The sequence below is a fragment of the Streptomyces sp. CA-294286 genome (assembly GCF_050947155.1).
Lineage (GTDB): Bacteria > Actinomycetota > Actinomycetes > Streptomycetales > Streptomycetaceae > Streptomyces.
Window position 1 is genome coordinate 1,053,103 of sequence record NZ_CP192005.1, and the last position, 21,114, is coordinate 1,074,216.

A 21,114-nucleotide genomic window follows, 5' to 3' on the forward strand; every position below is an offset into this window, starting at 1 on the left:
CGCCACCCCCGTCGTTCAGTCGCCGTCCTCCCGAGCGGGGGGCGGCGGCTGGGCGTCGCGGCCGCGGTTCAGGGCGGTGCGCATCCGTGCCAGGGCCGAGGCGCGCCTGCTGCGGTGGTGGCCCTGCACCCGCGGGTCGTCGGTCACGTCGTAGCGCTTCACGTAGGCCCCCAGGAATGCCTGGAGGGTGGCGACGGCGGGGATCGCGATGAGCGCGCCGACCGCGCCCATCAACGCCGTACCGGCGACGACCGAGCCGAAGGCGACGGCCGGGTGGATATCGACGGTCTTCGCGGTCAGTTTGGGCTGGAGGAGGTAGTTCTCGAACTGCTGGTAGACGACCACGAAGCAGAGCACCCACAGCGCGTACCAGGGGTTCTCCTTGAAGGCGATCAGCATCGGCAGGGCGCCCGCCAGGTAGGTGCCGATGGTCGGGATGAACTGCGAGATGAGCCCCACCCACACGGCGAGCGCCGGGGCGTACGGCACTCCGAGGGCCACCAGCAGGATGTAGTGCGCGATCCCCGAGATCAACGCCATCAGTCCGCGCGAGTACAGGTAGCCGCCGGTCTTGTCGACGGCGATCTCCCAGGCCCGCAGCACCTCCGTCTGGCGGGCGGGCGGCAGTACGGAGCACAGCGCGCGGCGCAGCCGGGGGCCGTCGGCGGCGAAGTAGAACGAGAACAGGAAGATCGTCAGCAGTTTGAACAGGCCGCCCAGCACGGTCGTCGAGACGTCGAGGACACCGCTCGCGCTGTTCTGCACGTACTTCTGGAGCCAGTCGGAGCGCAGCAGGCTGTCCTGCACCTCGACCCTGGACAGGCTGGTGTGGAAGATCTGGTTGACCCAGCTGATCACCGAGTCGAGGTACTTGGGGAACTCCCCGACCATCTCCACGATCTGTCCGGCCAGCATCGAGCCGAGCATCACGACGAAGCCGACGCCCACGATCATGACGCCGAAGAACACCAGGAAGGTGGCGAGTCCCCGGCGCATGCCGCGGGCCGCCATCCGGCCGACCGCGGGCTCCACCGCCAGGGCGAGGAAGAAGGCGATCACGATGTTGAGCAGGAGGCCGATGAGCTGGTGGAAGGCCCAGTCGCCGAGCTGGTAGCAGGCGTAGAGGGCCAGGCCGAGCACCATGGCGCGGGGCAGCCACCGGGGCATCCGGGCCGAGCCGGCGGGCGCCGTCGCGGCGGACGCGGTGCTCGGACGGTCGGGTTCCGGTGCTTTCGCCCGGTCCTGGGCGGTCTCATCTGTGGGGGCCACGGGGCCAAGTGTCACTCATGAGTGCGACGGGGGCGTACCCGTATCGCCAGGTGGGGGCGGCCGGGCGCTCACCTCACGGCGTCCGCCGCGCAGTTCAGCGCATGCTCTGCGGGACGTCCATGGCGGTGCACACGGCGTGCCACACGGTCTTGGCGTCCCAGCCGGCGTCGAGCGCCTCGTGCACCGTACGGCCGCCGAGTGCGGACATCACGTGGTCGCGGGCGAAGGAATCGGCGTAGCTCTCGCCGAAGTGCGCCGCCATCCGCTCCCAGAAAATCGTCAACCGCATGACACCAGTATCGCGCCCCTGGGAGTGCACGGCGGTCCGCCCCCCTTGTCTCAAGCGCTTTCCGCCCTACCGTCGGCTCATGGCTGGAAATGGAGAGTCCTCCCTCGCCCGTGCCGGACAGTTCGTGTGGTTGACCGCACGGGCACTGGAGCAGCGGCGCTTCGCGTACCACTTCCTGGACGGGGGCGCGGATCCGGTCGAGACCGCGCTCGCCGCGTACGCGGGTGCCGACGGGGGTTTCGGCCACGCCCTGGAGCCCGACCTGCGGGGTCCGGTGAGCCAGCCGCTGCACACGGCGCACGCGCTGCGGGTGCTGGAGACGATCGGCCGGTGCCGCGGCCCGCGCGTGGAGCGTGTGTGCCGCTACCTGACGGAGGTGTCGGCGAAGGACGGTGCGCTGCCCGCGGTGCACCCCTCGCAGCGCGGCTATCCGGCCGCGCCGTTCGTGCCCGTGGTCGACGACCCGCCGAGCGAACTACTGGCAACGGGGCCGGTGGTGGGCGTGCTGCACCGCAACGAGGTGTGGCACGCCTGGCTGTTCCGGGCCACCGACTTCTGCTGGGCGGCCGTCGAGTCGCTGGAGACCTCCCACCCGTACGAGGTGCAGGCCGCGGTCGCCTTCCTGGACGGCGTCCCGGACCGTGCGCGGGCCCGCGCGGCGGCGGACCGGCTCGGACGGCTGGTGCGCTCCCAGAAGCTCGTGGTGCTCGACCCGTCGCGGCGCGAGGAGGTTCCGGTGGCTCCGGGGTACGCCCCGGGCGAGCACCACTTCGCGTACGACTACGCGCGCGACCCGCAGTCGCTGGCGCGCGGCTGGTTCACCGACGAGGAGATGGCGCGCTCGCTGGACTTCCTGGCGGCCGAGCAGCGGGAGGACGGCGGCTGGCCGGTCCGATGGCGGGTGTGGGCGCCGGGGACCGGCCTGGAGGCGCGCCCGATCGTCACGATCGAGGCGCTGCTGACGCTGCGCGCGTACGGCAGGGAGATCGGCTGAGGGGCGCCTCGCCGCGGGGCGGCGTTCAGCCGCCGAGGACACGCACCCCCGCGGTCACGGCGACCGACGCCCCGACCACGACCAGGAACGGCGCCCGCAGCACCAGCGCGACGGCGGCCGCCGCCAGCCCCGCGGCCCGCGCGTCCAGTACCAGCTGCTGTCCCGTGGCGAAGGTCTGCTGCGCGGTGAGCGCGGCCAGCAGGGCGACCGGCAGGAGCGCGGCGAGCTTTCGGACGAGCGGCCTCTCCAGTGCGGTCGCGGGCACGAGCAGGCCGAGCAGCTTGACGAGGTAGCAGCCGGCGGCGGTGGCCAGGATGGCGATCCAGACGCTCAACGGACGTCCTTCCCCGGGGTGTGCGGACGACGCTCATCGCGCCCCTTGCAGAAGAGCACCAGCGGCGCGGCCAGCGCGGCGACCAGCACGGGCAGGCCGCCGGGCAGCACGGGCAGCAGTCCGAGCCCCAGCAGCACGGCGAGGCCCGCGACCAGGCGTTCCGTCGCCGTGCGCAGCATCGGGCCGAGCAGCGCGAGGAAGACGGCCGGTCCGGCGGCGTCCAGCCCCCAGGCGTTCGTGTCCCCGATGGCTTCCGCACCCAGCGCCCCGAGCAGCGTGGTGAGGTTCCACAGCACGTAGAGGGTGAGCCCGGTGACGGTGAAGCCGATGCGGGCACTGCGCCGGGTCGGCTGGGCGAGCGCGACGGCCGCCGTCTCGTCGATGACCGCCTGCGCCGCGAGGGGGCGCACGAGGCGCGGCAGCGCGAGCACTTGCGAGAGCCGCAGCCCGTAGAAGGTGTTGCGGACGCCGAGGAAGAACGCGCCGGCCGCCGCGGTGAGCGGGTTGCCGCCGGCCGCGAGCGCTCCCACGAGCGCGAACTGGGAGGCGCCGGTGAACACCAGCAGGCTGAGCGCGCAGGTCTGCGCGAGGGTGAGTCCGGCGCCCGCCGACGTCACTCCGAAGGCGAAACCGGAGAGCCCCACGGCGAAACCGACGCCGAGCGCGTCCCGGACGACGGCGGAGTCCGTCCTGGCCTCGGCTCCGACCTGCACAGGTCCTGTTGTCCGTATGTCCTGACATTTCTGCGGTGCTGTCTGATCTGCCACGCCGGGGACGCTACGAGGGCGGGGTGCCGCCGGTCTTGTACGTTCTTGCACGCTCGCGGCGGTAGGCGCCCGGCGGCACCCCGACGATCCTGGTGAAGTGCCGGTTGAGGTGCGGCTGGTCGGTGAAGCCGACCGCCACGGCGGCGTCCGCGGGCGTCGCGCCGGCGTCCAGGAGCAGCCGCGCTCGCTGTACGCGCGCGTTGGTGAGCCAGGTGTGCGGAGGCAGCCCGTACGCGGTCTTGTAGGCACGCAGCAGCGCGAAGGGGCCGGCCCCCAGTTCGCAGGCCAGGTGCTCCAGCGACGGCGGCCGGGCCATCCGTTCCAGCAGGATCACCCGGGCCGCCGCGGCGGTACGGGCAGCCGCGGCGGCGGACCTGCGGACCGGCAGGGAGCAGCCGTGCATGCGCAGCATGCGGGCGAGGGCGATCCGGACCAGGCTGTCGGCGGCGAGCGCGTTGCCCTCCTCGGCCGCCCGGTGCACCTCGTGGATGAGCCGGGAGGTCTCGTGGTCCTCGACGAGGGTCTCGGCGAACCCCGGAGTGCCGCGCAGCGTCGTGATCTCGGCGGCCACGTCCGCGACCAGGTCCCGCGACGGGTAGAGCGTGGCGTACGACCAGCCCTCGGGAACGCCGGCGCGGGCCGAATGCGGCACCTCCGGGTTGATCATGACGACGCTGCCGGGCACGGCGCTGATCGTGCCGTCCGGCATGCGGACGTCCTCGACGCCCCGGCGGACCGCGCCGAGCACGTACCCCTCGTGGCTGTGCCGTACGAACGAGTGGCGGACGTAGCGGGCCCGCAGCAGGTCCAGGCCGGGGACGCCGGGGCAGTGCCAGTGGCGCGCCCACTCGCCGTCGCGCCCGGTGGCCGTCGCTGCCCTCTCCATTCGTCCATTCTGCGCTTCCCGTCACGCCTCTGACCTGCCTGTCCATGCTGTGGACGGGGTTTGGGCGGCCGATTGTCAGTGGTGGGGTGCACGATGGGGACCATGGTGAGGACAGCGCTCGACTCGTTCTCCCCCGCGACCAGGGGCTGGTTCACGGGGGCCTTCCGCACGCCCACGGCGGCCCAGGAGGGTGCCTGGAACGCCATCGCCGAGGGCTCGGACGTGCTGGTGGTGGCTCCGACCGGCTCCGGCAAGACCCTGGCCGCGTTCCTCGCCTCGCTCGACTCCCTCGCGTCCGACCCGCCGCCCGCGGACGCGAAGAAGCGCTGCCGGGTGCTCTACATCTCGCCGCTGAAGGCCCTCGCGGTGGACGTCGAGCGCAATCTGCGCAGCCCGCTCACCGGCATCCGCCAGGAATCCGTCCGGCTCGGGCTGCCCGAGCCGGACATCAGGGTCGGCATCCGCTCGGGCGACACCCCGCCCGCCGAACGCCGGTCGATCGCGACGAAGCCGCCGGACATCCTCATCACGACCCCCGAGTCGCTGTTCCTGATGCTCACCTCCTCGGCCCGCACCGCCCTGGAGGGCGTCGAGACGGTGATCCTGGACGAGGTGCACGCGGTCGCCGGCACCAAACGCGGCGCCCACCTCGCCGTGTCGCTGGAGCGGCTGGACGAGCTGCTGCCACGCCCCGCCCGCCGCATCGGCCTGTCCGCCACGGTCCGCCCGGTGGACGAGGTGGCCCGTTTCCTGTCCCCGCAGCGCAAGGTCGAGATCGTCCAGCCGCCGTCCACGAAGGTCTTCGACCTGTCCGTGGTCGTGCCCGTCGAGGACATGGGCGAGCTGGGCGGCTCGCCCTCCAAGGAGGACGACCAGGGCGACAAACCCTCCATCTGGCCGCAGGTGGAGGAGCGCATCGCCGACCTCGTCCAGGCACACCGCTCGACGATCGTCTTCGTCAACTCCCGCCGCCTCGCCGAACGCCTGTGCAACCGCCTCAACGAGATCGCGTACGAGAGGGCCACCGGCGAGGCCCTGCCCGAGGGCAGCTCCCCGGCCGAGCTCATGGGCCAGTCGGGTGCGGCACAGGGAGCTCCGCCGCTGCTGGCCCGCGCGCACCACGGCTCCGTGTCCAAGGAGCAGCGCTCCCTCGTCGAGGAGGACCTGAAAGCGGGGCGGCTGCCCGCCGTCGTGGCCACCTCCAGTCTCGAACTGGGCATCGACATGGGCGCGGTGGACCTGGTGGTCCAGGTCGAGTCGCCGCCGTCCGTCGCCTCCGGTCTCCAGCGGGTGGGCCGCGCGGGGCACCAGGTCGGGGCGGTCTCCACGGGCGTCGTCTTCCCCAAGTACCGGGGCGATCTGGTGCAGGCCGCCGTGGTCACCGAGCGGATGCGCAGCGGCGACATCGAGTCCCTGCGCATCCCCGCCAATCCCCTCGACGTCCTGGCGCAGCAGCTCGTCGCCATGGTCGCCATGGACACCTGGCAGGCCGACGACCTCCTCGCGCTGGCCCGCCGCGCGGCGCCCTTCGCGTCGCTGCCCGAGTCCGCGTTCACCGCAGTCCTGGACATGCTCGCCGGGCGCTATCCGTCCGACGCCTTCGCGGAGCTGCGCCCGCGCGTCGTCTGGGACCGCATCGCCGGTACGGTCACGGGCCGGCCGGGGGCGCAGAGGCTCGCCGTCACCTCCGGCGGCACCATCCCCGACCGGGGCCTGTTCGGCGTCTTCCTGGCCGGATCCGACCCGAAGAAGGGCGGCGGCCGGGTCGGCGAACTCGACGAGGAGATGGTCTACGAGTCGCGCGCGGGCGACGTGTTCACGCTGGGCACGACGTCCTGGCGGATCGAGGACATCACCCGCGACCGGGTGCTGGTCTCCCCCGCTCTCGGCGTGCCGGGCCGGCTCCCCTTCTGGAAGGGCGACCAGCTCGGCCGCCCCCTCGAACTGGGCCGGGCGCTGGGCGCCTTCCTCCGGGAGATCGGCAACCTGGCTCCCGACGCGGCCCGCAGCCGGCTCCGGGCCGCCGGCCTGGACGACTGGGCCGCCGACAACGTCCTGTCGTACCTCGACGAACAGCGCCGCGCCGCCGGCCACGTCCCGGACGACCGCACGATCGTCGTCGAGCGCTTCCGCGACGAGCTGGGCGACTGGCGGGTCGTCGTCCACTCCCCGTTCGGCGCCCAGGTGCACGCCCCGTGGGCGCTCGCCCTCGGGGCCCGGCTCTCCGAGAAGTACGGCATGGACGCCCAGGTCATGCACGCGGACGACGGCATCGTGCTGCGCCTGCCGGACGCGGACCTGATGGGGCTCGATCTCATGGGGCTGGACCCGCTCGACGACGCGGCCCCGGCGGCGCCGCTCGGCCCGCTCGGCACGGAATACGACAACGACCAGGCCCCGATCGGCGCTTCCGACACCCTGTTCGACAAGGGCGAGGTCGCCCAGATCGTCACGGACCAGGTCGGCGGATCCGCCCTGTTCGCCGCCCGCTTCCGCGAATGCGCGGCCCGTGCGCTGCTCCTGCCCCGCCGCACCCCCGGCAAGCGCACCCCGCTGTGGCAGCAGCGCCAGCGCGCCTCCCAGCTCCTCCAGGTGGCGAGCGAGTTCGGTTCCTTCCCGATCGTCCTCGAAGCCGTCCGGGAGTGCCTGCAGGACGTCTTCGACGTACCGGGCCTGACCGAGCTGATGGGCGACATCGAGGCCCGCCGGGTCCGCCTCGTCGAGGTCACCACACCCGAACCGTCCCCGTTCGCCCGCTCCCTCCTCTTCGGCTACGTGGCGCAGTTCCTGTACGAGGGCGACTCCCCCCTCGCGGAACGACGCGCGGCGGCCCTCTCCCTCGACTCCCGGCTCCTCGCCGAGCTGCTCGGCCAGGCGGAGCTGCGCGAACTGCTCGACGCCGAGGTGCTCACGCAGCTGGAGCAGGAACTGCAATGGCTCACCGAGGACCGCCGTATCAAGGACGCCGAGGGCGTCGCCGACCTGCTGCGCATCCTCGGACCCCTCACCACCGCCGAGCTGACCGCCCGCGGCGCGGACCCGCGGTGGCCCGCCGACCTCTCCGACGCACGACGTGCGATCCGGGTCCGTATCGCCGGTGAGGACCACTGGGCGGCCGTCGAGGACGCGGGCCGCCTGCGCGACGCCCTCGGCACGGCGCTCCCGGTGGGCGTCCCGGAGGCGTTCACCGAGCCGGTCAAGGACCCGCTCGGCGACCTCCTGGCCCGGTACGCCCGTACCCACGGCCCCTTCACGTCCACCACCGCCGCCTCCCGCTTCGGCCTCGGTACCGCGGTCACCGACGGCGCCCTGCACCGCCTCGCCGCGAACGGCCGGGTTGTCCAGGGCGAGTTCCACCCCGCGGGCATCGGCCAGGAGTGGTGCGACGCGACGGTCCTGCGACGCCTGCGCCGACGCTCCCTGGCCGCTCTGCGCCAGGAGCTGGAGCCGGTCGCCCCCGCCGCCCTCGCCACCTTCCTCCCCCAGTGGCAGCACTACGGGAGCACGGGCGCGGGTGGTCTGCGCGGCATCGACGGGGTGGTCCGGTGCGTGGAGCAGTTGCAGGGTGCACCCGTCCCGGCCTCCGCCCTGGAAAAACTCGTCCTCCCCTCCCGCGTCACCGGCTACACCCCCGCCCTCCTCGACGAACTCACCACCACCGGCGAAGTGGTCTGGGCCGGGGCGGGCGCACTGCCGGGCAAGGACGGCTGGGTCTCGCTCTACCTCGCCGACACCGCCCCCCTCCTCCTCCCGCCGCCCCACCCGCTCGAACTCTCCGCACTGCACGAGTCCGTCCTCACCACGCTCTCCGGCGGGTACGGACTGTTCTTCCGCCAGATCGCCGACCAGGTCCGCGCCACCACCCACCCCGCGGCCACCGACCCCCACCTGGCCGACGCCCTCTGGGACCTGGCCTGGTCCGGCCGTCTCACCAACGACACCCTCGCTCCGCTGCGCGCCCTCCTCGGCTCGGGGCGCACGGCGGGCGCCACCGCGCACCGCGCCAAACGCAGCATCCCGCGCGGCCGTTACGGTTCCCTCTCCGCGTCCGCCCGCCCGGTCTCCCGCACCGGCCCGCCCACGGTCGCGGGCCGCTGGTCGCTGCTCCCCTCCCAGGAGCCGGACGCCACCCACCGCGCGCACGCCCTCGCCCGTACGCTCCTCGACCGGCACGGCGTCGTGACCAGGGGCGCGGTTGCCGCCGAGGGCGTGGAGGGCGGCTTCTCGGCCGTCTACCGCATCCTCGCCGCGTTCGAGGACAGCGGGCAGGCGAGGCGCGGTTACGTCGTCGAGGGCCTCGGCGCGGCCCAGTTCGCCATGGACGGCGCGGTCGACCGCCTGCGCGCGGCCGCGACCGCCCGCGAACGCACCGAGGGGGACGCCCCGCACCGGGCCGTCGTCCTGGCCGCCGCCGACCCCGCCAACGCGTACGGCGCGGCCCTGCCCTGGCCGGAGCCCCCCGCGGGCGTCACCCACAAACCGGGCCGCAAAGCGGGCTCCCTCGTCGTGCTGGTCGACGGCGAACTGACCCTGTACATGGAACGCGGCGGCAAGACCCTCCTCGCGTGGGCCGAGCACGAGCCGGCGGTCTCCGCTCCGGACATCGCGCTCGACCCCGTTCCGGGCGCACCGCACGCCCCCGACCGCGCCGGGGCGCCCGACGCGCGCCTGCGCGCCGCCGCCGAGGCGCTCACCGCCTCGGCCCGCGCCGGAGCACTGGGCACCGTCACCGTCGAGCGCATCAACAACACCTCCGCCCTGACCTCCCCCCTGGGCAGCGGCCTGGAGACAGCAGGCTTCCACGCCACCCCCAAGGGCCTCCGCATCCGCCCCTGACCTTCGCCCGCCCGCCCGCACAAGGCCCGGGAGCCCACACCCCCTCCCCGCGCACGCGCCCCACCGCGCCCGTGGTCCGCCCGCGCCCCGGGGCCTCCACACGTCGGCATGGTGTCCCTCTCACCGCGGCCCTCACGTCTGCCCCGGCGCCACCGCACCCCGCCCGCCTCACCACCCAGCGCCCCGCGCCCCTCCGCTACCGGGCCCGCCCCGGAACGCCGGCAAGGCTGCTTCGGACCGCCCCGCCCCGCATCATGGAGTCATGCCCGAAGGAGACACCGTCTGGCTCGCCGCCCACCGCCTGCACGCCGCCCTGGCCGGTCGCCCGCTCACCCACTGCGACCTACGCGTCCCCCGCTTCGCCACCTCCGACCTGACGGGCCGCGAGGTCCTCGACGTCACCCCGTACGGCAAGCACCTCCTCGCGCGCATCGAGGGGGGCCTCACCCTCCACTCGCACCTGCGCATGGACGGCTCCTGGCGCATCTTCGCCCCGCATGAGCCCTGGCGCGGCGGCCCCTCCCACCAGATCCGCGCCGTCCTCCAGAACGCGGACGCCACCGCCGTCGGCTACCGTCTCCCGGTCCTCGAACTCCTGCACACCGCCGACGAGCCCAAGGCCGTCGGCCACCTCGGACCGGATCTCCTGTCCCCTTCCTGGGGCGAGCCGCTCCAGGACGAGGCCGTCCGTAATCTCCTGGCCGTTCCCGACCGCGCCGTGGGCGAAGCCCTCCTCGACCAGCGCAATGTCGCGGGCATCGGCAATGTCTACAAGTCCGAGCTCTGCTTCCTCGCGCGCGTCACCCCGTGGCTCCCGGTCGGCGAACTCGCTCCCGACGTCCCGGTCCGGCTCGTCGCCACCGCCCACCGCCTCCTGGATGTCAACAAGGACCGCACGGACCGCACCACGACCGTTCCGCGTACCGCCCCTCTCCCCCGCCGTATGTCCACCGACCGCCTTTATGTCTACGGCCGGGAGTCCCGTCCCTGCCTCCGTTGCGCCACCCCGATCCGCAAGGCCGACCAGGGCGACGGATCCCGCGAGCGCCCGACCTACTGGTGCCCGAACTGCCAAGCGGGCCCCATTAGTTGACGGCCCATCAGGTACAATCGCACGGTCGCCTCATGCCCCGCTGCGAACGAGGCGTGCCGCCCGTGCGGTGTTCGGCGTACGACTTCGGCGACCGCACCGCGTTCGTCACCGGCGCCGCCGGCGGCCGCGCGACCGCCGTCCTCCTCGCCGAGGCGGGCGCCACCGTGCACTGCGCCGACCGCGACGCGGCCGGGCTCGCCGAAACCGCCCGTCTGACGGCCGAAACGGGCGGGCCGACAGCCCGCACGCACACGCTCGACGTGACGTCCCGCCCCCGGCTCAAGGCCGCGATGGAGTCGGCCGGCGCACTGGACATCCTGGTGGCCGCCACCGGAATCATGCACGTCAGCAGCGTCCTGGGAATGAGCGACGAGGACCTCGACCGTGTGCTGGCGGTCAACTTCGAAGGAGTCCTGTACACCTGCCAGGAAGCCGCCCGCCGGATGCTCTCCCTCCGCGCCGACAGCCCGGAACCCGCCGAGCACGCAGCTGCCGTCCGCCCCGCCGACGGGAGTCGGCCGCGCGGCAGCATGTCACCGTCGCCTCCGGAGCCGTCGACACGGCCCGAGCGAACCTGTTCGCCTACAGCGCCGCCAAAGCGACCGTCATCCAGCTCACCAAGACGCTCGCCACCGAACTCGGCCCGCACAGCATCCGGGTGAACGCGGTGGCGCCCGGCTGGATCCGCACGCCCATGACCGCCCGGCACGACGCCACGCTCCAGCAGCGCGCCGAGGCTTCCATGACCCGCATCACCCCGCTCGGCCGCGTCGGTGAACCCGAGGACGTCGCCCACGCGATCCTGTATCCCGCCTCGGATGCCGCCGCGTTCACGACCGGCCAGATCCTCCGCCCCCACGGCGGCGTCGCGACGCCCTGGTGAACCTCCCCGGGCCCGCCCCCGCACCCTTCGCCGGCCGACGCGCGCCCTCCCCCTTCGTACAGACACCCACCCCGCCACCCCTCGCCCCCCGAGCAGCCGCCGCACGCCCCACCGGCACCCGAGCCGCCACATGCACCGGCAGCAGGCTCAGCCCCCACCCCCCGGCCGCCACCGCTCCCTCCACCACACCCGCTTTCCCGGGTATCAGCACCAGTCGCAGCACTGCCCACCACCACACCGCGCCGAGCACCAGCCCCAGGGCTCCCAGCGCCGCTCCGCGCACGCCCCGCACACCTTTGTCGCCCAAGAAGTCGCGCCACACCATGGCTGCCTCCTCCGACCGACGTTAGACGCGGGCTTCCTCGTACGGGAGGGCGCACCGGAAGCACCGGGAGCCACTCGGTGCCCCCCTGCGCCATCGGCGCGCCCCACATCCCCTACGCCGCGCTCCGGGCCCCCGGACGGCTCGGGCTTGCGTCACGCACTCTCGGCCTGGAACATCCAGGCGTGCTTCTCCAGGTCCGCGGTGAGGCCGATGATCAGGTCCTGGGTGACGGCGTCCGGTCCCTCGGTCGCCTCGATCCGCTCGCGCATCCGCAGGATCACGGCGCCGAGCGCGTCCACCAGGGTCCGCACCGCGTCGGTGTCCTTGATCCAGCCCGTCGGCGTCTCCTGGATCGCGCTGGACGAGGAGACGGTGGCGGCCCGGCCGTCGGGGTTGATTCCCAGCGCGGAGGCCCGCTCGGCGACCGAGTCGGAGTGCAGCCGCGCCGAGGCGACCACGTCGTCGAGCTGGAGGTGAACGGAGCGGAACCGCGGTCCCACCACGTTCCAGTGCACCTGCTTGGCGACCAGCGACAGATCGACCAGGTCCACCAGGGCGCCCTGCAGCGCCACACCGACCGTCTTGAGGTCGGCCTCGGGCAGGGTGCTCTTCACGACAGACATGGAGTGTCCTCCTCAGACATCGAAGAAACCTGACTCAGCCCTACCAACCCTGCCACAAACGATCCAATTCGGTCATTCGGGGTCGGGTCGCAGCGAACCGTGCAGATTCCGCAGAGCCCGCGACGCGCCGAGCAGCACGGAGAGCGGGGCAGCACGAAGACCGGGGCCCTGACCCACCTCCCGGTTCGGGAGGTGGGTCAGGGCCCCGGCCCACGCTGTGCTCCAGTGGCGGCCCGTGCGGCATGCACCGCACGTTCCGCACCTTCGGCCCGCTAAGCAGCGACGACGTCCACCGCTTCCGCAGGCGCCTTGATCGTCACTCGCTCGGTCTGCACCCCGGGCATACCGGAAACACCGGTCACCCCGGGAACGGACGTCACGGAGACGGAATTGAGCATCGGTCGTACCGGCGCACGAACCGGCGTCTCGCCGGCCGCAGCCGACGCCGCCAGTTCGGCCAGGGAGAGTTCGTCGCTCACTTCCCGCATGAGCTCGGACATCCGTACATCAAGCGCGTCGCAGATCGCGGAAAGCAGCTCGGAGGATGCCTCCTTCTGCCCCCGCTCCACCTCGGAGAGATAGCCGAGCGAAACCCGGGCGGACGAGGAGACTTCGCGCAGAGTACGGCCCTGGCGCTGGCGCTGCCGACGCAGCACGTCACCCAACAGGCGACGGAGCAGAATCATCGGTGGCTCCCTCCTCGGACCGCGTAGCCGCATCCTTCACGCCCCACCGTACCGCCTCGCGCCGCGGCCGTGCGGGGAGTGGTGTCGTGTTCACTCAGGGCTGCAAACATCAGGTTCCCCCGTTGTGTTCCGTATCCTGTGCCCGCGCGTTCCCGGCAGGTTCACCCACGGGCCTCTCAGGTGATCCTTCGGCCAGCGCGCCGGCACACAGTTCGAGAACGCCCCGCACGCTCTCCCTACGGATGTCCGAACGGCTGCCGTTCAACCGCAACTCCGTCACTTTCCGCACTCCGGCGGGTCCGGCGAGGGCCACGAAGACCGTGCCGACGGGTTTTCCGTCCTGCGGCTCGGGGCCGGCGACACCGGTCGTCGAGATCCCCCAGTCGGCGCCGAGCACCCGGCGCGCGCCGTCCGCCATCTGCTGTGCGACCTCGGCGTCCACCGCGCCGCGCTCCCGCAGCAGACCGGGCGCGACGCCGAGGAGGTCCCGCTTCAGCTCCGTCGCGTACGCCGTCACGGATCCCCGGAAGACCGCCGAGGCCCCGGGCACAGCCGTCAGCTCGCCGGCCACCAGCCCGCCGGTCAGGGACTCGGCGACGGCGAGGGTCTCGCCACGCATCCGCAGCGCTGCCAGGACCGCAGAGGCGGGGCAGGAGGCCGCCGCCCCGGCACCAGAACCGGAAGAACCCGAGCTCACCCGGCGTCCCGCTCCGCCGCCAGGCCCGCCCGGCGCAGCACGATCGCCTGCCGCACGTAGTCGAGACCGGTCACCACCGTGAGCACGACGGCCACCGCCATCACCCACCAGCGGAACGTCGCCAGCGGCCCGGTCAGCGCCAGCACGTACATGCCGACGGCCGTGCCCTGCGCCAGCGTCTTCATCTTCCCGCCGCGGCTGGCCGGAATGACACCGTGCCGGATCACCCAGAAGCGCATCAGCGTGATTCCCAGCTCCCGGAAGAGAATCACCCCGGTCACCCACCACGACAGGTCGCCGAGTCCCGAGAGACAGATGAGTCCGGCGGCCATGATCGCCTTGTCCGCGATCGGATCGGCGATCTTACCGAAGTCGGTCACGAGGTCGTACGTGCGCGCCAGATGCCCGTCGAAGATGTCCGTGATCATCGCGACGGCGAACGCCGCCCATGCCCACGCGCGCCATATGGGGTCGTACCCGCCGTCCGCGAGGAGCAGCAGGACGAAGGCCGGCACCAGCACGAGCCGCACCATCGTCAGAATGTTGGCGATGTTCCAGAGACTTGCCTGCCTCACCACCACAGCACCCACCGCACTCCCGGCGCTCGCAGCACCACCGCTGCCCGCAGCACCCGCAGCACTCGGCTTCGCGCCGGTCACCGGCGCTCTGCCGGTACCGCCCGTTGCCGACGCCGGGATTCCGCTCATCTGGCCGCCTCCTCAGGAACCTCGTCGGCCCCACCGATCCCACCGGGCAGCGGCTCGGCCACGAGGTCCACGCCCTCGGTGCCGACCACCTTTGCCACGACCATACGACCGGGCGTCAACCCGTGGCCGGTGGTGAAGACCACCTGGCCGTCCGTCTCGGGAGCCTGGTGCGCGGCGCGGCCCACCGCGGGTTCGTCCTCGTCCTCGGGGTCGACGGACTCCACGAGCACCTCCAGCGTCTCACCGATCCGCTCCTCCGCCCGCTGGGCGGTGAGTTCCTCGGCGAGCCGGGAGAGGTGCGCGAGGCGCTCGGCGATCACGTCCTCGTCCAGCTTCTTGTCGTACGTGACGGCCTCGGTGCCCTCTTCGTCCGAGTAGCCGAACACGCCGATGGCGTCCAGGCGGGCACCGGTGAGGAAGCGTTCCAGCTCCGCGAAGTCCTCCTCGGTCTCGCCGGGGAAGCCCACGATGAAGTTGGACCGGACGCCGGCCTGCGGGGCCTTGTTCCGGATCGTCTCCAGCAGCCCCCAGAACTGTTCGGTGGACCCGAAGCGGCGCATCGCGCGCAGCACGCCCGGTGCCGAGTGCTGGAAGGACAGGTCGAAGTACGGGGCGACCTTCGGGGTCGAGGTGAGGACGTCGATCAGGCCGGGCCGCATCTCGGCGGGCTGGAGGTAGCTGACGCGCACCCGCTCGATGCCGTCGACGTCGGCCAGCTCGGGCAGCAGGGTCTCCAGAAGGCGGATGTCGCCCAGGTCCTTGCCGTACGAGGTGTTGTTCTCGGAGACCAGCATGACCTCCTTGACGCCGTGCTCGGCCAGCCAGCGCGTCTCGCCGAGCACGTCGCTGGGCCGGCGCGAGATGAACGAGCCGCGGAAGGACGGGATGGCGCAGAACGAGCAGCGCCGGTCGCAGCCGGACGCCAGTTTCACCGAGGCGACCGGGCTGGTCCCCAGGCGGCGGCGCAGCGGCGCGCGCGGTCCGGAGACCGGGGCGACGCCCTCCGGCAGGTCCTCGGGGGCCGGTGCGGCCTCCTGCGCGTGTCCCGGCAGCGAGACCTCGGCGCTCTGCCGTTCCGCGGGGCTGATCGGCAGCAGCTTGCGCCGGTCGCGCGGCGTGTGCGCCTCGACGCTGCCGCCCGCCAGGATGGTCTGGAGGCGGTTGGAGATGTCGGAGTAGTCGTCGAAGCCGAGCACGCCGTCCGCCTCCGGCAGGGCCTCGGCGAGATCCTTGCCGTACCGCTCGGCCATGCAGCCCACGGCGACGACGGCCTGGGTGCGGCCGTGGTCCTTCAGGTCATTGGCTTCGAGCAGGGCGTCGACGGAGTCCTTCTTGGCGGCTTCGACGAATCCGCAGGTGTTGACGACGGCGACGTCCGCGTCCGCGGCGTCCTCGACGAGGTCCCAGCCGTCCGCTGCCAAGCGGCCTGCAAGCTCCTCCGAGTCCACCTCGTTACGGGCGCAGCCAAGAGTGACAAGGGCGACGGTGCGGCGTTCGGGCATGGACTCAAGACTACTTTGTCCCCACGCGCACCCGTCCCACGAGGGGCCGTCCCGGTCGCCTGCGCACTACTGCCCCCGCTGACCTGCGAAGACGCCCCCGCCGCCGGAGAGGACAGGCAGCGGGGGCGGCGTCCGGATCGGCTCGGCCGACGGGCGCGATCAGCCGGCCTGCGGGTCTCCCTTGGTGTAGGTGAGGCGCTCGACCTGGCCGGGACTGAAGTCGTCCTGGACCTCCTTGCCGTTCACGAACAGCTGGATCGCCCCGGAGTCGCCGAGCACCAGGTCCAGCTTCTGCGGGTCGGTGAAGGTCTTCGACTCGCCCTGCAGGAGGGTGCCGTCGAAGAGCAGCCGCCCGTTGTAGGCGCGTGCGGAGACCCAGCTCTTGGTGCCGGTGACCACCATCTTGACCGTCACCCGGTCCGTCGGCACGGCCGCGATGGCGCTGTCCGAGCGGTCCGGCTTGGGCGGCGCCGGCTTGACGGGAACCGCGGTGGGCTTCTTCGAAGCGGGTGCGGTGGCGGTCGCGCCCTCCGCGACGCTCCTGGAGCTCGTCTCCTTGTCGTTGCCGCTGAACATCGTGAAGCCGACGTAACCGACCACGGCGACGATGGCCGCGACCATGGCCGCCGTCCAGTTGGGTCGGCGCCGTTCGGGCCTGATCCGTTCCGCCTCGAACAGGGGCGCGGCGGGCGTCGGCGCGGGCCGCCCGCCGTGCGCGCCGTCGTACTGGGCGACGAGCGCGGCCGGGTCCAGGCCGACGGCGTCGGCGAGCATCCGGATGTGGCCGCGGGCGTACACGTCGCCGCCGCACCGGGAGAAGTCGTCCGCTTCGATGGCGTGGACGATCGGAGAGCGCACCCGGGTCGACGTGCTGACCTCATCGACCGTCAGACCTGCGGCGATCCGGGCCTGCTGGAGAGCACGACCGATCGAGGGCCGGTCGTCCTCGGGGGCGTTGCCGGAAGGGGTGCCTGGAGAGTCTGGAGAGTTGCCGATGGACACGGGGGCGCCTTTCGAGCGTGAGCCACCTGCTGGAGGTTCAGTCTAGGGGGGTGACGAAAGGGTGGGGCAACCGGGAGGCCGGTCTTTGTACGCCATCGGGACGGTCCGAAGGCCCAAAAGCACCACGGCGACGTCGACGGATCCACCGCTGACGGACCATGACACCTCCCTTCCCTCAACTGGACGTGACCGCAAGGGAAACGGTTGCCTCTGTTCTCGTACGAGTGACTCCCACGGAGTCGTACGGCCCGTCGGGCCCTACGAGGGAGACTCTCCCCTGATCACGTCGAGTACGCCATCCAATTCGTCGGGCTTCACGAGAACGTCGCGTGCCTTCGACCCCTCGCTCGGCCCCACGATGCTCCGCGACTCCATCAGGTCCATGAGCCTGCCCGCTTTCGCGAAGCCCACGCGCAGCTTGCGCTGGAGCATCGACGTCGATCCGAACTGGGTGGAGACCACCAGCTCCGCCGCCTGACACAGCAGGTCCAGGTCGTCGCCGATGTCCTCGTCGATCTCCTTCTTCTGTTTGGTGCCGACGACCACGTCGTCGCGGAAGACCGGCGCCATCTGGTCCTTGCAGTGCTGGACGACGGCCGCGACCTCGTCCTCGGTGACGAAGGCGCCCTGCATACGGGTCGGCTTGTTGGCCCCCATCGGCAGGAAGAGCCCGTCGCCCTTGCCGATCAGCTTCTCGGCGCCGGGCTGGTCGAGGATGACCCGGCTGTCCGCCAGCGAGGAGGTGGCGAAGGCGAGCCGGGAGGGCACGTTCGCCTTGATCAGGCCGGTGACGACGTCCACCGAGGGGCGCTGCGTGGCGAGCACCAGATGGATTCCGGCCGCTCGGGCCAACTGGGTGATCCGGACGATGGAGTCCTCCACGTCGCGCGGAGCGACCATCATCAGGTCCGCGAGCTCGTCGACGATCACCAGCAGGTACGGGTACGCCTGAAGCTCCCGTTCGCTGCCCTCCGGCGTCTTCAGCTTGCCGCTGCGCACGGCCGCGTTGAAGTCGTCGATGTGCCGGTAGCCGAACGCCGCCAGGTCGTCGTAGCGCAGGTCCATCTCCCGTACGACCCACTGCAGGGCCTCGGCGGCGCGCTTCGGGTTGGTGATGATCGGGGTGATCAGGTGCGGAATGCCCTCGTACGCGGTCAGCTCGACGCGCTTGGGGTCGACGAGGACCATCCGTACGTCCTCCGGGGTCGCCCGCACCATGATCGAGGTGATCAGACAGTTGATGCAGGAGGACTTTCCGGAACCGGTCGCACCGGCCACGAGCACGTGCGGCATCTTCGCCAGATTGGCCATCTCGTAGCCGCCCTCGACGTTCTTGCCGAGCGCCACCAGCATCGGGTGGTCGTCCTCGGCGGCGTCCGCGAGCCGGAGCACGTCCCCGAGGTTGACCATTTCGCGGTCGCTGTTGGGGATCTCGATGCCGACGGCGGACTTGCCGGGGATCGGCGAGATGATCCGTACGTCCGGGGACGCCACGGCGTACGCGATGTTCTTGGTCAGGGCGGTGATCTTCTCGACCTTGACCGCCGGGCCGAGCTCGACCTCGTACCGGGTGACGGTCGGGCCGCGGGTGAAGCCGGTGACGGCCGCGTCGACCTTGAACTCCATGAAGACGTTGGAGAGCGACTCCACGACCGCGTCGTTGGCGGCGGAGCGCGTCTTGCCGGGACCGCCGCGCTCCAGCAGGTCCAGCGAGGGCAGCGAGTACGTGATGTCCCCGGAGAGCTGGAGCTGCTCGGCCCGCGCCGGCAGCGCGTCGGGCACCTCCGGCGGCGCCTTGGTGAGGTCGGCGGCCTTGCGGGGCGTGCCCGCCAGATCCTTGCGCACGCCCGGACGCGGCCGTTCCGGGGCCGGCGCGGCCTCTGCGGATGTGGCGGTTTCGACGGGCTGTGCCTCCGCGGCCGGCCGCACGGCCTCCCGTGCCGAGGGCACGGAAGAGGTCCGCTCGGACTCCTGCGAGACACCCTGCGTCAGGTCGGCGACGACCGGCGAAGGCGGCAGTCCGTTCATCACGGCCCCGTCCAGTGCGGCGGCAGCGGCGGCCGCCACGTCCACCGCGTCCTGCGGACGGCCGTACGACGACGGCTGCACGCTGGACGTCCTGCGCGGCCTGCGGCGGCGTCCCAGCGCTTCTTCCTCCGCCAGGTCCGGGTCGTGCTCCGGAATCTCACTCCGGCGCGCGGAGGGACGCCGCGCGCCCCCTGGAAGCGCCTCGCGCCACTGCTCGTCGTACCGCTCGTCGTCCTCCCCCTCGAAGTCGGCGATGCCGCGCTCCCCGGGCCTCGGCTCGATGACGCCGAGTCGGATCCCGAGCGTCCGCAGTCGCCGCGGGATCGCGTTGACCGGCGTCGCCGTGACCACGAGCAGCCCGAAGACGGTGAGGAGCAGCAGCAGGGGTACGGCCAGGACCTCGCCCATCGCGAAGGTCAGCGGCTTCGACGCGGCCCAGCCGATCAGCCCGCCCGCGTCCTGCATCGCCTCGCCGCCGTCACCGCGCCCCGGCGAGCCGCACGCGATGTGCACCTGACCGAGCACCCCGACGACCAGCGCGGAGAGGCCGATGACGATCCGCCCGTTGGCCTCGGGCCGCTCCGGGTGCAGAATCAGCCGCACCCCGATGACGCCGAGCAGGATCGGCACCAGCAGGTCGAGCCGGCCGAACGCGCCGGTGATCAGCAGCTGCACCAGATCGCCGACCGGACCGCGCAACTGCGCCCAGGTACCGGCGGCGACGATCAGCGCGAGACCGAGCAGCAGCAGCGCGAGGCCGTCCTTGCGGTGCGCCGGGTCCAGTCCCTTCGCGCCACGCCCTATGCCGCGGAACATGGCTCCGACCGCGTGCGCGACACCGAGATACGCCCCGCGCACGAGCCGGTACACGCCCCCCGTGGGGGACGGCGCGGGCCGAGGCGCGGGCCTGGCCGCCTTCTTGGCGGGAGCCCTCTTCGCAGGCGGCTTTCTGGCGGCGGTCTTCTTCGCGGGAGCTTTCGAGGCGGGTTTCGCCCCGGACTTGGCGGGTGCCGCCTTCTGCGCAGCGCCCGGCGTACGGCCGGCGCGCGGCTTCGCGGTGCCCGTCGTGCCCTGAGAACCCTTGCCGGACGTACGTGAGGCCATGGGGCAAGAGGTTACCGGTGGAGTCGTCCCGGGACACGTGTGCCTCCTGCTTCACCCTTCCGTGTCGCCCTTTGTCCCGTGCGGAATTGACGCGGGGTCGGCGCCGGAGGGCAGCGGACACGTGCGACGGCCCCGCTCCTGACGTGTCGCCAGAAGGGGGCCGTGTGGTGTTCCGTGCCGTCAGTTCTGCGAGGGAAGCGTCCCCGTGCCACCGGTGCCGGGTTCGAGCGCGTCGAGCGCCCGGCGCAGCCCGGTGAGCTTGCGCTCCAGGTGAGCGGCGGTGGCGACGGCCGCGGCGTCCGCCGAGTCGTCGTCGAGCTGCTTGGAGAGCGCCTCCGCCTGCTCCTCGACCGCCGCGAGACGGGCCGACAGCTCGGCCAGGAGCCCGGCAGGCTCCTTGACCGCTGACGCGTCCGCCCGGTGGGTGCCCTCCAACTGGAGACGCAGCAGGGCCGCTTGCTCCCGCAGCTGACAGTTCTTCATGTACAGCTCGACGAACACCGAGACCTTGGCGCGCAGCACCCAGGGGTCGAACGGCTTCGAGATGTAGTCCACCGCGCCCGCCGCATAGCCCCGGAAGGTGTGATGCGGACCATGGTTGATCGCGGTGAGAAAGATGATCGGGATGTCCCGCGTCCGCTCCCGCCGCTTGATGTGCGCGGCGGTCTCGAAGCCGTCCATGCCCGGCATCTGAACGTCCAGCAGAATGACCGCGAAGTCATCAGTAAGCAGTGCTTTGAGCGCTTCCTCCCCTGACGATGCCCTCACCAGTGTCTGATCGAGCGCAGAGAGAATGGCCTCCAGCGCCAGCAGATTCTCCGGCCGGTCATCGACCAGGAGGATCTTGGCCTTCTGCACCATGGCCCGTCCTCCTCGCCCCGGCAGTGCACCGGGCGCCGCCCCGGAGGACGACTCCCTTGCGTCGCCCGTCCTTGTGCCGGTCATGGTAGCTGTACCCCGCCGGTCGCCACACCCTGTCACCGCGATGTCACTGTGCACGTAGCTCAAACGCATCGGGAAACCAGAAGGTTCCCCGACTACCGCGCTCTCACACGCCGCCGGCCACACTCCGTCAGCACGACGGCCCCC

At 72.2% G+C, this 21,114-nt stretch carries 16 protein-coding genes and 1 pseudogene; 4 read left to right on the top strand and 13 right to left on the bottom strand.

All coding sequences use genetic code 11. The features are described from left to right. Positions 1-15: 15 nt before the first annotated feature. Together ACQPZG_RS09345 and ACQPZG_RS09350 are read right to left on the bottom strand one after the other, a co-directional pair. Positions 16-1,167: an AI-2E family transporter gene (locus ACQPZG_RS09345; protein WP_433549330.1), complete on the bottom strand. Its 1,152-nt coding sequence runs from the start codon at positions 1,165-1,167 to the stop codon at positions 16-18. A 196-nt stretch (positions 1,168-1,363) separates the two neighbouring features. Continuing rightward, positions 1,364-1,558 (bottom strand): DUF3046 domain-containing protein, encoded by a 195-nt coding sequence (locus ACQPZG_RS09350; protein ID WP_185026661.1) that lies wholly within the window; start codon positions 1,556-1,558, stop codon positions 1,364-1,366. 79 nt (positions 1,559-1,637) lie between these two features. Between ACQPZG_RS09350 and ACQPZG_RS09355 the strand changes: the two genes are divergently transcribed. Next, positions 1,638-2,552 (top strand): hypothetical protein, encoded by a 915-nt coding sequence (locus ACQPZG_RS09355; protein WP_433545366.1) that lies wholly within the window; start codon positions 1,638-1,640, stop codon positions 2,550-2,552. 25 nt (positions 2,553-2,577) lie between these two features. On the opposite strand, the gene ACQPZG_RS09360 is transcribed toward ACQPZG_RS09355, so the two are convergent. From ACQPZG_RS09360 to ACQPZG_RS09370, 3 genes are read right to left on the bottom strand one after another with little or no spacing between them, the layout of a single operon-like run. Continuing rightward, a complete protein-coding gene (locus ACQPZG_RS09360; protein ID WP_433545367.1) occupies positions 2,578-2,886 on the bottom strand; it encodes an AzlD domain-containing protein in 309 nt (102 codons plus the stop codon). Further along, positions 2,883-3,653: an AzlC family ABC transporter permease gene (locus ACQPZG_RS09365; RefSeq protein WP_433545368.1), complete on the bottom strand. Its 771-nt coding sequence runs from the start codon at positions 3,651-3,653 to the stop codon at positions 2,883-2,885. Before ACQPZG_RS09365 ends, ACQPZG_RS09360 begins: the two co-directional genes overlap by 4 nt. 10 nt (positions 3,654-3,663) lie before the next feature. Beyond that, entirely contained in the window at positions 3,664-4,539 is an 876-nt protein-coding gene (locus ACQPZG_RS09370) for an AraC family transcriptional regulator (RefSeq protein WP_433545369.1), read from the bottom strand. A gap of 102 nt (positions 4,540-4,641) precedes the next feature. Between ACQPZG_RS09370 and ACQPZG_RS09375 the strand changes: the two genes are divergently transcribed. From ACQPZG_RS09375 to ACQPZG_RS09385, 3 genes and pseudogenes are all read left to right on the top strand, one after another. Beyond that, entirely contained in the window at positions 4,642-9,375 is a 4,734-nt protein-coding gene (locus ACQPZG_RS09375; protein ID WP_433545370.1) for an Lhr family ATP-dependent helicase, read from the top strand. A gap of 262 nt (positions 9,376-9,637) precedes the next feature. After that, entirely contained in the window at positions 9,638-10,468 is an 831-nt protein-coding gene (locus ACQPZG_RS09380) for an Fpg/Nei family DNA glycosylase (protein ID WP_433545371.1), read from the top strand. A 62-nt stretch (positions 10,469-10,530) separates the two neighbouring features. Then, positions 10,531-11,351 (top strand): annotated as a pseudogene (locus ACQPZG_RS09385) (SDR family NAD(P)-dependent oxidoreductase). A 477-nt stretch (positions 11,352-11,828) separates the two neighbouring features. On the opposite strand, the gene ACQPZG_RS09390 reads toward ACQPZG_RS09385, so the two are convergent. The 8 genes from ACQPZG_RS09390 to ACQPZG_RS09425 all read right to left on the bottom strand — a co-directional run bounded on the left by ACQPZG_RS09390 (position 11,829) and on the right by ACQPZG_RS09425 (position 20,886). After that, the gene (locus tag ACQPZG_RS09390; RefSeq protein ID WP_433545372.1) at positions 11,829-12,299 is read right to left on the bottom strand and encodes a Dps family protein; all 471 of its coding nucleotides are present in this window, start codon (positions 12,297-12,299) and stop codon (positions 11,829-11,831) included. 272 nt (positions 12,300-12,571) lie between these two features. After that, positions 12,572-12,985, bottom strand: a complete 414-nt coding sequence (locus ACQPZG_RS09395; RefSeq protein ID WP_433545373.1) for a helix-turn-helix domain-containing protein — start codon at positions 12,983-12,985, stop codon at positions 12,572-12,574. Between the two features lie 109 nt (positions 12,986-13,094). Beyond that, positions 13,095-13,604 (bottom strand): CinA family protein, encoded by a 510-nt coding sequence (locus ACQPZG_RS09400; protein ID WP_433549331.1) that lies wholly within the window; start codon positions 13,602-13,604, stop codon positions 13,095-13,097. A 74-nt stretch (positions 13,605-13,678) separates the two neighbouring features. Further along, complete coding sequence (pgsA, locus tag ACQPZG_RS09405) at positions 13,679-14,389, bottom strand: CDP-diacylglycerol--glycerol-3-phosphate 3-phosphatidyltransferase (protein WP_433545374.1); 711 nt, start codon at positions 14,387-14,389, stop codon at positions 13,679-13,681. Then, positions 14,386-15,891 (bottom strand): 30S ribosomal protein S12 methylthiotransferase RimO, encoded by a 1,506-nt coding sequence (rimO, locus tag ACQPZG_RS09410; RefSeq protein ID WP_433545375.1) that lies wholly within the window; start codon positions 15,889-15,891, stop codon positions 14,386-14,388. The genes pgsA and rimO overlap by 4 nt, the downstream gene beginning before the upstream one ends. Positions 15,892-16,050: 159 nt before the next feature. After that, positions 16,051-16,893 (bottom strand): helix-turn-helix domain-containing protein, encoded by an 843-nt coding sequence (locus ACQPZG_RS09415; protein ID WP_433545376.1) that lies wholly within the window; start codon positions 16,891-16,893, stop codon positions 16,051-16,053. Positions 16,894-17,151: 258 nt separating this feature from the next. Further along, positions 17,152-20,025: a DNA translocase FtsK gene (locus tag ACQPZG_RS09420; RefSeq protein WP_433545377.1), complete on the bottom strand. Its 2,874-nt coding sequence runs from the start codon at positions 20,023-20,025 to the stop codon at positions 17,152-17,154. A 180-nt stretch (positions 20,026-20,205) separates the two neighbouring features. Further along, entirely contained in the window at positions 20,206-20,886 is a 681-nt protein-coding gene (locus tag ACQPZG_RS09425) for a response regulator (protein WP_433545378.1), read from the bottom strand. Positions 20,887-21,114 lie beyond the last annotated feature (228 nt).

Bases quoted from the DNA above. Each gene is read 5' to 3' on its own strand.
- ACQPZG_RS09345 (WP_433549330.1), bottom strand. From the start codon at position 1,167: ATGCCCCGGTGGCTGCCCCGCGCCATGGTGCTCGGCCTGGCCCTCTAC.
- ACQPZG_RS09350 (WP_185026661.1), bottom strand. From the start codon at position 1,558: ATGCGGTTGACGATTTTCTGGGAGCGGATGGCGGCGCACTTCGGCGAG.
- ACQPZG_RS09355 (WP_433545366.1), top strand. From the start codon at position 1,638: ATGGCTGGAAATGGAGAGTCCTCCCTCGCCCGTGCCGGACAGTTCGTG.
- ACQPZG_RS09370 (WP_433545369.1), bottom strand. From the start codon at position 4,539: ATGGAGAGGGCAGCGACGGCCACCGGGCGCGACGGCGAGTGGGCGCGC.
- ACQPZG_RS09375 (WP_433545370.1), top strand. From the start codon at position 4,642: ATGGTGAGGACAGCGCTCGACTCGTTCTCCCCCGCGACCAGGGGCTGG.
- ACQPZG_RS09380 (WP_433545371.1), top strand. From the start codon at position 9,638: ATGCCCGAAGGAGACACCGTCTGGCTCGCCGCCCACCGCCTGCACGCC.
- ACQPZG_RS09390 (WP_433545372.1), bottom strand. From the start codon at position 12,299: ATGTCTGTCGTGAAGAGCACCCTGCCCGAGGCCGACCTCAAGACGGTC.
- ACQPZG_RS09395 (WP_433545373.1), bottom strand. From the start codon at position 12,985: ATGATTCTGCTCCGTCGCCTGTTGGGTGACGTGCTGCGTCGGCAGCGC.
- ACQPZG_RS09400 (WP_433549331.1), bottom strand. From the start codon at position 13,604: ATGCGTGGCGAGACCCTCGCCGTCGCCGAGTCCCTGACCGGCGGGCTG.
- pgsA (WP_433545374.1), bottom strand. From the start codon at position 14,389: ATGAGCGGAATCCCGGCGTCGGCAACGGGCGGTACCGGCAGAGCGCCG.
- rimO (WP_433545375.1), bottom strand. From the start codon at position 15,891: ATGCCCGAACGCCGCACCGTCGCCCTTGTCACTCTTGGCTGCGCCCGT.
- ACQPZG_RS09420 (WP_433545377.1), bottom strand. From the start codon at position 20,025: ATGGCCTCACGTACGTCCGGCAAGGGTTCTCAGGGCACGACGGGCACC.
- ACQPZG_RS09425 (WP_433545378.1), bottom strand. From the start codon at position 20,886: ATGGTGCAGAAGGCCAAGATCCTCCTGGTCGATGACCGGCCGGAGAAT.